This is a genomic window from Sphingobium sp. FW306-1B-F04DB (genome assembly GCF_058781925.1).
The window spans coordinates 24,911-37,322 of record NZ_JBYSXE010000041.1; the positions used below are offsets into that span (position 1 = coordinate 24,911).

Annotated in this window: 8 protein-coding genes and 3 pseudogenes; 5 read left to right on the forward strand and 6 right to left on the reverse strand. The window is 61.0% G+C overall.

The window, feature by feature from the left end:
- Positions 1-265: 265 nt before the first annotated feature.
- Together AC3WJD_RS16215 and AC3WJD_RS16220 are read right to left on the reverse strand one after the other, a co-directional pair.
- Positions 266-1,390, reverse strand: coding sequence for an AI-2E family transporter (locus AC3WJD_RS16215; protein ID WP_492747742.1), 1,125 nt, complete (start codon positions 1,388-1,390; stop codon positions 266-268).
- A gap of 154 nt (positions 1,391-1,544) precedes the next feature.
- The gene (locus tag AC3WJD_RS16220) at positions 1,545-2,039 is read right to left on the reverse strand and encodes a helix-turn-helix domain-containing protein (RefSeq protein WP_492747743.1); all 495 of its coding nucleotides are present in this window, start codon (positions 2,037-2,039) and stop codon (positions 1,545-1,547) included.
- A 1,156-nt stretch (positions 2,040-3,195) separates the two neighbouring features.
- Between AC3WJD_RS16220 and AC3WJD_RS16225 the strand changes: the two are divergent.
- Positions 3,196-4,214 (forward strand): annotated as a pseudogene (locus tag AC3WJD_RS16225) (IS110 family RNA-guided transposase).
- Positions 4,215-4,954: 740 nt separating this feature from the next.
- Here the strand turns inward: AC3WJD_RS16225 and AC3WJD_RS16230 are convergent.
- From AC3WJD_RS16230 to AC3WJD_RS16240, 3 genes and pseudogenes are all read right to left on the reverse strand, one after another.
- Positions 4,955-5,275: pseudogene (locus tag AC3WJD_RS16230) on the reverse strand (integrase core domain-containing protein); the annotation flags it as partial.
- 5 nt (positions 5,276-5,280) lie between these two features.
- Positions 5,281-5,405 (reverse strand): annotated as a pseudogene (locus AC3WJD_RS16235) (transposase); the annotation flags it as partial.
- A gap of 105 nt (positions 5,406-5,510) precedes the next feature.
- Positions 5,511-5,900, reverse strand: coding sequence for a hypothetical protein (locus AC3WJD_RS16240; RefSeq protein WP_492747744.1), 390 nt, complete (start codon positions 5,898-5,900; stop codon positions 5,511-5,513).
- 75 nt (positions 5,901-5,975) lie between these two features.
- Between AC3WJD_RS16240 and AC3WJD_RS16245 the strand changes: the two genes are divergently transcribed.
- The 4 genes from AC3WJD_RS16245 (at position 5,976) to AC3WJD_RS16260 (ending at position 9,303) form a co-directional block, all read left to right on the forward strand.
- The gene (locus AC3WJD_RS16245) at positions 5,976-6,542 is read left to right on the forward strand and encodes a hypothetical protein (protein ID WP_492747745.1); all 567 of its coding nucleotides are present in this window, start codon (positions 5,976-5,978) and stop codon (positions 6,540-6,542) included.
- Positions 6,543-6,862: 320 nt separating this feature from the next.
- Complete coding sequence (locus AC3WJD_RS16250; protein ID WP_492747746.1) at positions 6,863-7,372, forward strand: cupin; 510 nt, start codon at positions 6,863-6,865, stop codon at positions 7,370-7,372.
- A gap of 133 nt (positions 7,373-7,505) precedes the next feature.
- Entirely contained in the window at positions 7,506-7,916 is a 411-nt protein-coding gene (locus AC3WJD_RS16255; RefSeq protein WP_492747747.1) for a hypothetical protein, read from the forward strand.
- 100 nt (positions 7,917-8,016) lie between these two features.
- Positions 8,017-9,303, forward strand: coding sequence for a cation:proton antiporter (locus tag AC3WJD_RS16260; RefSeq protein WP_492747748.1), 1,287 nt, complete (start codon positions 8,017-8,019; stop codon positions 9,301-9,303).
- Positions 9,304-9,807: 504 nt separating this feature from the next.
- On the opposite strand, the gene AC3WJD_RS16265 is transcribed toward AC3WJD_RS16260, so the two are convergent.
- A complete protein-coding gene (locus AC3WJD_RS16265; protein WP_492747749.1) occupies positions 9,808-12,162 on the reverse strand; it encodes an arylsulfatase in 2,355 nt (784 codons plus the stop codon).
- Between the last annotated feature and the right edge of the window lie 250 nt (positions 12,163-12,412).

A 12,412-nucleotide genomic window follows, 5' to 3' on the forward strand; every position in this document is an offset into this window, starting at 1 on the left:
GGCCCGATTGCCGACCTTGCCAAATGCGTCAAATATGACCCTGCATGGCCAAGCTGATTAAGTCGGATTGTGCCCCTGCTTCACCGGTTCCGCCGACACCGTCGCGGGAGAGTCGTCCGATGAGCGGCAACGTGCTGCCCGCAATACCGGCCTTCAGGAGCCGAGTGTGGCGCCTCAAACCGGCCAGTCGATCAGCTCAAATGAAGTGGCTTGCTTTGCATCGGCAGCCCGTCCGCATTGGAAGGGCGGTGGGCATACCCGACGGTCAGTCATCGATAGTGACCGGCGGCGCAACTGCGGGAGCGTCGCTGCTCGCCAACACTTCTTGTTTGTCCTCATGCAGGTACAGGCGACGAACGAGCACGAGAACGACAATGGTCAGCGGGGTGGCCAGCAATACACCGGCCACGCCGAACAAGATGCCGGCCGCAATGATTCCGAAGATTGTGATGGCAGGCGGCAAGTCGACCATCTTGTTCTGGAGGAGCGGCATCACCAGGTTTCCTTGGAGCTGCTGCACCGCGATGAGCAGGCCGATCGTCCAAAGCCCAGTACTCGTGTCCTGTCCAAAGCTGAGTAGGACGGCCGGAACTGCGGCCAAAAAGATGCCTGCATAAGGGACGAACTCAGCGAGGCCGGCGACCAGGCCGATGGCCCATGCTGCGGGAACACCAATCACCCACAACCCAATCCCCGTCATGACGCCGACGAAAAGCATTCCCAGGGCCTGCCCCTTGAGCCAGTTGCGCAGCGAAACGGCAATAGCGTCCAAAGTCTCGGCGGCGGGCGCGCGCGCACGCGCGGGAATCATACGAAGCAACCCGCCCGAGTAGAGATTGGGTTGGGCAGCGAGGTACAACCCACCGACCAGAACAATGACTGCGCCCGACAGCGCGCCGCCGACTGCGGCAAGCGCCGTCGTTGCCGCGTCGACAATCGCCTGCCCACTGGGCGCCAATCCCTGCGCCTTGGTGAGGATGGCCGCCCCTATAGCCGAAGTGCTCAGCCTCTCCTGGACGCTCGTCCACGCGGCAGGCAGCCTGGTAGCGAGTTCGGCGAACTCTCCTTGGATCGTAGCCCCAAAAAAAGTAATTGCGCCACCGAGCAGCCCCAGCAGGCCAAAAACGGTCAGGGTAAGAGCCACGCCGAAAGGAAGCGTGGTGCGTTGCCGGAGCGCGTTGGTTATCGTCAGCAGGATAAGTGAGACCAGCGAACAAGCGAACAGCAAAAGCAGGAGGTCCACAAGTTGCCACACCACGTAGGCGGCCGAAAAAGTAGCGATGACAACGATGCTGCCCCGAAACACACGGCGCTCCAGACTATCCCGCGCGACGGGATGGGGAACCTCCTCGGCAGTGATAACTTCTGACTGTTCAGCAAAGAGCGACATCGCGACTGACCTCCTCATCGGCCTTATTGAATGCCATACTCGATTTTGCCCATGGGAAAGACTGGAGATGGTGCTGCAATCGGACAAAGCCATGGAGCACGAGATATTCCGAGCAGGTCGGAAATCCGCTTGCGCTGGCGAAGGCGCTCGACAATCAGGATGGCCGGCATGCAGCAATTGCGCCAAAAGGTCGCGGTGGCCAGCACGCCGACCAGGAAGTTGGAGCCGCCCAGATAGAGCGCGATGCGGTGAAGATGACACCCGTCGCGCGCGCTTCTGCCGCCAGCTGCTGGCGATATCCCGACACCGCACGCTCAACCGTACGAAGACTGACCTCGACGCCAAGCTCGCGCGCCAAATCCTGGCGGACAACGTCGGCATTGCCTCCATGACGGAAGAACCGCTCCCGCAGCCAGACCGCGTGCTCTGAAAGCCTGCCCGCCTTCGCCGGACGGCGAAAGGCCCGCCAGCCTCCCGCCTCGATATACCGCTGCACCGTCGTGCGCGAGCAGCCCAGCTCCCGCGCTATCCGCCTCGTGCCCCAGCCCAACTTCTTCAGCCGCAGCATCGCTGTCACCTCGTCCGGCTCGAGCATCGCTTCTCTCCGCGCCATTCCCGCGGAAATCTTCGTACCTGCATCCACGCTCATCAGTCCCTCCTCGCCCAAAAAACGGGGGACCAGTTTTGCATGTCGCTTGACAACCTCAACCGAGCTTCAACCGCTCGTCCGATGTCCGGGCGCCGCTGCTCTCGGACCCGTACTCGGCATCCTTGAAGGTTGGGCGTGCCGCTACAAACTGGTGCCCGGTGGGCGCGCGCATCATCGCATTTCTGATGCCTGGTGACCGCTGCAACATTCACGCCGGCCTATCGACGGAACTGGATCATTCCATTGGTGTGCTGAGGTGGCGCGAGTTGCTTTCACACCCGCAGGGAGGGCCGCGGCGAGAGATCGCCACAGCTCCAGGCACATCAGTTGGCTCTGTGATCGTCCGGGCTGATAGTCTCCATACGCCGGCTTTTCGAACGACGACTATCCGTGGCCAAGGCAACACGTGCCAATGCTATGAAGCGTTTCGCCGCGATGACGTGCCGCTTGCGGACATTGCCGAGTGAGGCTCTACTCGCAATGTCGAGATTGATAAGAGCTTGGTCAGCATAGAATCTGGCTGACCGGCGCAATCCGCTATCGAGCTGAGCCATCGTTGCCTCCGATCGACCTATGTTCCACATCAGCCGCGGCGGTATAGTGCTTGGCAAAATTGAGATGGAGCTTTCGAACGCTCGTATCGATGGTCTTCTGTGCCATCTCCCTGCATTCTTTTGCTCGCTTCAGGAAATACGCTCGATGACCCTGCGACGACATAATGATGCCTCCGTCCAAACGCAGCCCTCGCTGATCGGTGGCGAGGCGCGGCCGGAAGGTGACTAGGCCGGGTCGACCGTCAGCCTTGGGCGCCTCGCCATGTGGTTAAACCGGGAAAAAACGGACCGGTTCCGGGGCTCGGACCGGAATCGTATTGATCGAGATTAACTTCGGCCCGCACCACAAGGCGGGCTTGGCATCACCGGACGACATTGCAGCGGTTGAGCAATGGTCGCCTAGCTAGTGAGCCACCCCTCGTTCCTGTACGTAAACCAATGGCTGCATCCCTGCTGCATCTTAGCCGTTCAGCGCGTTCTGATCGCCGCATGAAAGATGGTGTATCGCGGCTGCGGCGCGATTAGGGATCGGGACCCTGCAGCCCCTTCACGTCGGATGCTTGCGAAGTCGCATTTGACCTCGGGCATCGGAGGAAGGAGCGATGGCGATGACGCATTTTACAGGACGGGATGTGTTGGTGAACGAGACGGCGGCGTGCGTCGTCGACGAAGCCGGCGAGGTGATGCACGAGCAGAAGGTGGCGTCCGAGCCGGATGACATCGTGACACTGCTGACGTTGGTGGGGGTGGACTATGGTCGCGTCGGGATCGAAGCCGGAACGCTGTCATAGTGGCTGGTCAACCCATGGCGAAAGCCGGCCTGCCGGTGATCTGCGTCGAGACGCGGCACATGAAGTCGCTGCTGAAGGCCCAGCAGATCAACAAGTCCGACCGGCATGACGCACGTGGCATTGCGCAGATGATGCGCGTTGGGCTGTTCAAGTCTGCGCATGTGAAGACGCTGGCCAGCCAGGAGATGCGGATGCTGCTGACGGCGGGCAAGGTCGTTCAGCGCAAGATGCTCGACATCGAGTCCGACTTGCGCGGTAGGCTGCGCAACTTTGGACTGAAGGTCGGGACGATCGGCAGCTTCAGGTTCGAGGCCCGGGTCCGTGAGCTCGTCGAGGGGTTTGCCTCGCCGAGCCAGCATCGTCGAACCGCTGCCGGTGATGCGGCAGGAGTTTTCCAGGCTTCACAAGATGGTTCTGCGTCATGATCCCGTGTACCGTCGGCTGATGCAGCTCCAGGCGTTGGTGCCGTCGTTGCGCTGACTTACCGCGATCAGCCACAGCGCTTCGTCCATTCCAGAGCGGCAGGCGCGCATGTCGGACTGACGCCCCGACGCCATAAGTCCGGCGACATCGACTATGACGGTGGCATCTCCGATCCGGTGACGCGATGCTGGGCATGATGCTCTATCAGGCCGCACAGGTCCTTCTGACGCAGAGCCGACACTGGTCGTGGCTTAAAGCCTGGGCACACGGGTGGCGCAGTGGCGTGGTATCAAGCGCGCGACAGTTCCGTCGCCCGACGCCTGGCGGTAGTCCTCCACCATATGTGGACGGACAGCACCGACTTCCGCTGGGTGCGCTTGCCGATCACTGCCATTTCAGCCGGCTGACCAGGGAGTAATCCGCTCTGCCACGGCAGCAAGAGGTCCTCACGGGGACGATGGGTGGGATGGGATCGGAATGACCGCAGCCCAACGCTGGATGGCTTTGAGGGCGCCTGAAAGATTGATCCTTTCCGCCTTTCTGATCCCATCATGGGGCGGCCGCCGCGCCGACCCCGGAGAGAAGCACGAACCGCGTGTGGGACCTCCCCATCGGACAGGCTAAAATTTGTCATCAGAGCAAGTTCGACGCGATGCCATTAACCGCCAATATCATCAGGCGGTAAATTATGGCCTGCACCCCTCGACCTTAGCCGCGACAGAGAAGCGGTCATCACTCAAGGAAGTTTCGTGTACCGAAGCGGGGCGAACTTATCCGCCACCTATCCCTTCGACCAATTTGCCAGTGCCGTCGCAGCGGGGGCATAGCTCGCCCGCGACCTCGCCTGTACCGAGGCATTTGGGGCAAATCCCCTCATCCTCCTCTTCCGGCTCTTGTGGCGAAACATTGCTCATCATCGATCTTCTCCCGAAGCCAGAATACAACGCGTTTCACGCCTTGATTGCTCCGTCACTTTTGGCGAACGGTCACCCAATGAGAACGACCGGCCAGATTCGCCGCGGCCTGTGGTGCATGCACATATCGGATTGTCGCGGACGGCGGGAAACGCCCGCAATTTCCGTCGTGCTACGGACCTTTCCGAGCACACCGGGACCTGATCCCCCTCGCTGCAGCAACCCCGCAACAACAAGCTCGAATGCGGCCGATGATGATTGTAATCGCGCCAAGCCGCGAGCCCCGCGCGGGAATGGGCCGGGCTGAAGATCGTCTCATTGAGGCATTCATCACGCAGCCGGGCGTTGAAGCTCTCGATGAAGCCGTTCTGCTGCGGCTTTCCCGGCGCAGTATAATTATCGGAAACGCACATGGCGGGCCGGGTGTGCTCGGCCATGGCGATGTCGAGCTCACGCGCGACACGCGGGCCCGAGATCGACGTATCGGCGATCAGCCGAACACCCTCCCGAGTGAAGTCGTCGATCACCGCGAAGATCCGGAAGCGGCGGCCGCAGAACAGCGCATTCTATAAAAGGTCGCACCGCTCACCCCATGCCGGCGGCATATGTCCGCCGTCGGCACCCCGCCTCCTGCTCCTTCAATATCGCGACGATCTGCTCTTCGCTAAACCTGCTGCGCTTCATGCTCGTCCGCCTCCTCAATAAGCCGGACTCTAATCAACCTTGCGGGATCCACGGTCTCGGACCACCGTGAGCCGGGGATTGACGCTCGCGCGGGCCGCCTTGAGATCAATGTCGGCGTTCATTTTCAGAGCGTGCAACCCGCGGCATGCCCATCCTCATGCGAACCATGGCGAATGCGAACACGCATGAGCCCAGAACCCCAAGGACCGTCCAGCGATGAGCGTACCGGACCTCGGGAAACAACAGGCTGACCGCCATCGGCAGGACTGCCGCCAATATCAGCGTGCGCATGATAGTGCCCCATTGAGCCAAGCTGACAAAACGTTCGCTCACCGTCGCGGCGATCATGAATGCAAGTACTGACGCCAGAAAACCGATCACCAATCCTGGCAGACTGTGGGCCGCGTCCCAAACGCCCAAATGGGAAAGCCAACGGATGACGATGGCGGTGATTGAAATCCACAGAACGGCGCTTGCGATGGCAATCGCAGCCATCCGCGGCGCCGGAGCGGAGGGAATGTCATTTGACGGTCGTAGCACTTGCCGGATCCGAGCCTTCGGTAGTCCTGAATGATCGTAGCGCCATTCGCGCCATGTTTGAACGCGAGTTTTCAATCGCAGAGACCGGCGGAGGGCACGGTGTTTCTGCCGTCATGGGGTCCGCATGGTGTTATTGACGACGGTGCTCTATTCTCGGCCGCGGCCGATTCCGCTTCGCAGGCTTTTCAAAAGCTGATCGGCCGGTTCCATCTCTATGCGTGGCTTCGGTGCGAAAAGCTTCCCACCGCTCCTCTTATCGCCCGCAATGGCAGTCATTCAGAGCGTCTTCTCGCCCGCAGTGTGGGTTGCCGTCATCCCAAGCCGAGCGTGTTGCGACCGAGCCGATCCAGACGAAGCCACGCCGTGATCCTCGGCTTCATCCTACTCGACGCAATCCCGAAAACGGTTCATGGTCGGGGTAATGGAGCAAAGATTTCTGCCATGGTTAAATCATTAGACGATCAGTTGATCGAGACGCCCGACGGCCCAATGACATGGGCCGAATGGAAAAAGAAGAACCCCCTTCAGGTGCCGTCGCGCCGAACCAAAGGCAAAATTCTACCGAACAAGGTACCACGTCGAACTGGCGACACTTAGTCCGGCGTACCTGACCTGCTCCCGTCGGTCCTCTTAAATGACAGGATGTGTAGTCGCAGACGAGGGATGCGGCGGCGGGCCATATTCCACATCAGAGCAAGTTCGACGCGATGCCATCAACCGCCAATATCGTCATCAGGCGGTAATTATGGCCTGCACCCCTTGACCTTAGCCGTGATAGAGAAGCGGCCATCTTTCATTGATCTTCGAAGCGATGGCTTAGGTGTTGAGCGAAAGGGACTGGGGATCGGCACGCGGTCGAGCGGGACCTGACATTTGACAGTCGGGACACAACGGCGAGGCAAATGCGTTAGGCGATAATGGAAACGCGGCACTTCCTCCTCAAGCCGGGCACCTTATCGCCCAATAATCAACAATTGCCCGTCATTCTCCACAAATCGGTGATCGACGTTGACGCGCAGGATTCGAGCGCTTCTGCCTTTGAGCAACTCTTTGAAAATAATGGCTGGCCAGCGGACTGGCGCGATACCGTATTTCCCTATGAGCATTATCATTCGACCGCACACGAGGTGTTGGGCATTGCGTCGGGCTGGGCGCGTCTGGAACTCGGCGGATCAACCGGACGGGAGATGCTGCTCAAGGCCGGCGACGTCCTCATCCTGCCGGGTGGCACGGGGCATCGCTGCCTTGAAGCAAGTCAGGATTTCCTTGCGGTGGGCGCCTATCCGGCGGGCGCACGCTGGGACAACTGCCGACAGACCGCCGATACGCCGACGCTGGAGCGAATAAGCTCGCTTGAGATTCCTGACGCCGATCCGGCGTGGGGATCGCACGGGCCATTGGTTGCGCTCTGGTCGTCCGTTCGCTGAGAGCGCGAGGCAATGCCGCGCGCTCTGATAATGTATCGCACGGCCATCGGCTTTCATGACCCATTCGTCGCGGCTACAAGTCGAAAGGAGGCGCTCGAGGCCTGGGAAGCGACGCTGATCTTTCGCCCGCGGCATGGCCGAACGGGTCATCGATCCTCAGCTGACGGGCGAGCCGCTGCGGCGACCGGGCAAGGTGATTAACCGGCCGCGCGGCAGCGCCGCCGAGCATCTGGCATCGGTCTCGCGCAAGATGGCGACGGGCCGCAAAAAAGCCGGACCGTCTTCGGCTGCCGTTGCGGAAGCGACTTCGACACCACGACCGAGCCGCAGACGACTTGACGCTGCCGAACGCGAGCTTTCAGAGGCCGAAGACGGTCAGCGAAAGCAACTAGACGAGATCGACGGCCAAAGTGCTGCCCTCAACAGACATCGCAAGGAACTCAGAGAGAAGATCGCGCAGAAAATCACGCCTCTCGAGCGCGAGCGTAACGTCGCGCAAGAGGCGTATAACGAGGCGATGGGCGATGGGAGACGCGGATCCTGAGGTCACGGCGGGTCGATCACGCGCGTGTCGAGGGCAAGGTCACATTACAGTACTGGCTGCTTGCTGGGGAACAGACCGACTTTGAGGCTGTTGACGGAAGATGTCCGAACTGTCCCCCGAGCCGTACATCCTATGGCTAACGGGCGCAGGTGTTCTGATCGCGCTGGTGGCTTGGCTACCCTTGGCGCTGAAACGATTACCCTTATCGCTGCCGATCATATGCCTTGCGATCGGCGCGGGGATCTTTTCCTTGCCGGCAGTTTCGCTGCGGCCAATGCCGCTGGCATACCCCGACATCGCCGAACGCCTCACCGAATTCGTCGTGATCATCGCGCTCATGGGAGCGGGCTTGAAGCTGGACCGCATCTTCAGCTGGAGCCGCTGGAGCGTGACCTGGCGGCTGCTTGCCATCACCATGCCACTCAGCATCGCAGCGATTGCGGCCATCGGTGGCTGGGGCCTCGGATTGGGGTGGGTGGCGGCACTCCTGCTCGGCGCCTGCCTCGCTCCGACGGATCCGGTACTCGCCGCAGACGTTCAGGTCGGCCCGCCGAAGTCAGGGGAAGAGGACGAAGTCCGGTTCGGCCTTACATCCGAGGCGGGACTGAATGACGGCCTCGCCTTTCCGTTCGTCAACTTGGCGCTCGCGCTCGGGCTTGCCGCCCAGACCGGCGAGCCTTGGGCGCGCGACTGGATCCTTCACAGCCTCCTTTGGGAGATCGGCGCAGGCGTCATCGGTGGCTGGCTGATCGGGAAGGTGTTCGGGTGGCTGACGTTTCACGTCCCTGCCGAGACGCGGCTCGCCAAGACCGGCGACGGCCTGATCGCGATCGCCGCGACTTTCGTCTCCTACGGGGTGACGGAAATCATCCACTGCTACGGCTTCCTGGCCGTGTTCGTGACGGCGCTGACCTTGCGTCGCTCGCATCGCGATCACGATTTCCACCATGAGATGCATGCCATCACGGAACAGGTTGAGCGGATCGCCATGATGGTATTGCTGATCCTGCTGGGAGGCGCGATCGTCGACGGATTGCTAAAGCCGCTGCGCTTGCAGGATTGGCTAGCTGCGGTGGCGATCATCTTTGTGGTTCGGCCTGTTAGCGGGATGATCGCGCTGATTGGTCTGAGGGCCCACCTCTCAGAGAAGCTTACGCTGGCCTTCTTTGGAATTCGGGGCGTGGGATCGTTCTACTACGTCGCCTACGCGCTCAATCATTTCGAATTCCCGGAGGGGGAACGGCTATGGGCCATCGTCGGTCTGGTTGCGCTCATTTCGATCCTGCTGCACGGCTTGACGGTGACACCGATCATGCGGTTGCTAGATCGACAGCATGGGCGGGATCCCGACATGTCGGATAAACGCCCTCGCGGACTCGCGGCATAATCGTTGCCAGAGATCGCCGACCGAAGGCCGGTGGCACAGCAGCTTCCGCCCGCAAAGTCGGACATTCTACGTGCTTGCTGAGCCTTCCGGAAGCGGACATCGGTTCTTCTGCAAGCCCAATGGCTCCTCGCCGAGGCGAGGAGCCGCCAAGGCATCTCAGGCCGAAGGTGTTCTTGCGCAGATAATCCTGCTGCTCCCGAGCTTGCTGCGTGTGAAAAAGAAGCTCTAAACCACGTCGCCGAGCCCGAACTGGTCCTGGCCGGGTCCCGTGAGCCTTTCTGGTAGGCGACCGGCAAGATCGTGCGGACAACGAGGATATGGCGCGCATCGGCGGGCAGCCTTCGAACTCTTCCCGCCGATGGTGGGTGAATGCCGCAAGTGCGTATGTTGCATGCCGAAAGCGGCGTCGGAAGCGGAGGACCCAGCCATTGGCGACGTTCTTGCCAGCCGCGCGGAAATCTCCTTCGGGCCGGCCCGTGCTAGCAGAGACGTGGCAGCGCGGTGCTACTGCCGTGCCATGTAGACGCGCATCTTCGCTTCCGAGTCCTCGACGGCCTCGCCCGAGACGTCGACCAGCGCCTTCTTCACGGTGCCTGTGAAGGCGAAAGGCGGCGCGTAGTCTTCCATGACCGGCGCTGACGAATCCGCTCCAATGCAAATGCCCGAGGAAAGCCCGAGCTGGATCGGGATCGTCACCGGCAAGTCGCCGCTGCCGACCGGCTTGGCATCGATGAACAGCTTGATGTTGGCGGGGACGCCCTTTCCCTTGGCGATATCGGGCTTGCCCGTGGGCGTGAACTCGAAGCTGAAGATATGATCGCCTTCGGGAACGGCGCTGTCCGACACCACCTTGAACCGCTGTTCGGCAACATAGTTGTAGCCGTAGATCAGCTTGCCGTTCTGCACATAGAAGACGAAGCCGCCGTCATTGCCGCCCATGGTGAAAAGCGCGCCTTCTGCGCCGCCTTTGGGCACATTGGCGTGGACCGACACCGAATGCTTAACATTGAGCACGCGCGGCGCCGCGTTGGTGGGCACCAGCTGCGTGCCGGGGTAATAGACATATTTCTTTCGAGCGACCGCAATCTGCGGCCGTTCATCAACCATCCTCATCGTGCCGCGGCTGTCGATCGGCAGCACACCATATTTGCCCGCCTCGATATACCACATGCCGATCATCGCGATCAGCCGGTCGCGCTCCTTCTCCGCCAGATTGTTCGTCTCGGCGAAGTCTTCGTTGAGGTCATAGAGTTCCCAGCCCTTGGCATCGAGTTCGGTCAGCTTGTTGTGGTCGACCGGCGCGCCGAACTCCAGACCGGACTCTGTGAACGACGTGCCCGGCCAGGGGCAAACCGCGCGCCAGCCGTCGTGATAGAGCGAGCGGTGACCGAACATCTCGAAATATTGCGTGAGGTGAAGCCCGTTCGCCTTGCTATCGTCGAACGATGATTTGAGGCTGATCCCCTGGATCGGAGATTGCGTGATGCCGCGTATCTGCGTCGGCGGTTCGATGCCGAGCGCGTCCAGCACGGTCGGCACCATGTCGATCGCATGGGCATATTGGCTGCGGACCTCGCCGCGGGCCTTGATGCCCTTGGGCCAGGTGATGATGAAGGGATCCGAGACGCCGCCCCTGAAGGTTTCGCGCTTCCAGCGCCGGAACGGCGTATTGCCGGCATGCGTCCAGCCCCAGGGATAGTGGTTGAAGAACTTTGGTCCCCCGATGTCGTCGATAGCCGCGAGGTTCTGCTCGAGACTGTCGGGCACATTGTTGAAAAACTTGTTCTCGTTGACCGAGCCGCTGGGGCCGCCCTCCGCGCTGGCGCCATTGTCCGACACCAGCATGATCAGCGTGTTCTCATACACGCCCATTTCCTTCAGGAAGTCGATCAGCTCGCCGATATAATGGTCGGTGTGCTCAAGGAATCCGGCGAACACCTCCATCATCCGCGCATAGAGCCTGCGCTCGTCAGCGGAGAGCTTTTTCCAGTCCTGCACGTCGGGGTCGTGGCGTGACAGCGTCGTATTCGCCGGCACGATCCCCAGCTCCTTCTGCCGCGCGAACACCTTCTCACGATAGGCATCCCAGCCGTCGTCAAACTTGCCCTTATACTTGTCGGCCCATTCCTTGGGCACGTGATGCGGGGCGTGCTGGGCGCCAGTGCAGAAATACATGAAGAAGGGCTTGTCGGGCGCGACCTGCTTGGCATCGGCGATCATCGCCTTGGCCTTTTCGACGAGATCGGTGGTCAGGTGATAGCCCTGCTCCGGCGTTTTCTCCGGCTCGATCTGCATATTGTCGCGCACCAGTTCGGGATAATATTGGTGCGTGTCGCCGCCCATGAAGCCATAAAAGCGCTCGAAGCCGCGGCCCAGCGGCCAGCGGTCATAGGGGCCAGCCGCCGATCCCTGCTCGGACGGCGTCAGGTGCCATTTGCCCAGCGCATAAGTGTTGTAGCCATGCTGCAGCAGGATTTCGGAAAGGAACCCGTTCTCGAACGGGATATTGCCATTGCTGCCCGGATAGCCCGTCGCGCCCTCGGTGATGCACGACATCGCGTTGGAATGATGGTTGCGCCCCGTCAGGAAGCAGGAGCGCGAGGGTGAGCAGAGCGCGGTCGTGTGCATGTTGATGTAACGCAGCCCATCCTTGGCCAGCGCGTCGATGTTGGGCGTGCTGATCGGGCTGCCATAGCAGCCCAAGTGCCCGAAGCCGGTGTCGTCGAGGACGATGAACAGTACATTGGGCGCGCCTTCTTTGGCGCGCAGCGGCGCCGGCCAAGCCGGCTCAGAGACGTCGAAGGTGCGGCCGATCGTACCAGGAAAGGCTTGACCGGACTGATATTCCTCGAGTGCCATATTCTGCCTCCACACGGCGATCAAAGATGCGTTTGTTCCGGCTCCCCGAAGCTGCTCGGGCGGCTGGCGGGCCTGGCTATCTAGCCTCGGCTAAAGCACGCACCCTGCCAATCGGTGGAAACCCCTAGTCGAACGATGGCTACCCCTTAGGTGCGTCAGGATTGTCCGGCTATTTGAGCTGCTGCCGGTTTCGCGGACACCAAGATAGGCTACGCTACCTCAGATTGTTTCTCGAAGTCGATGGGGCTGA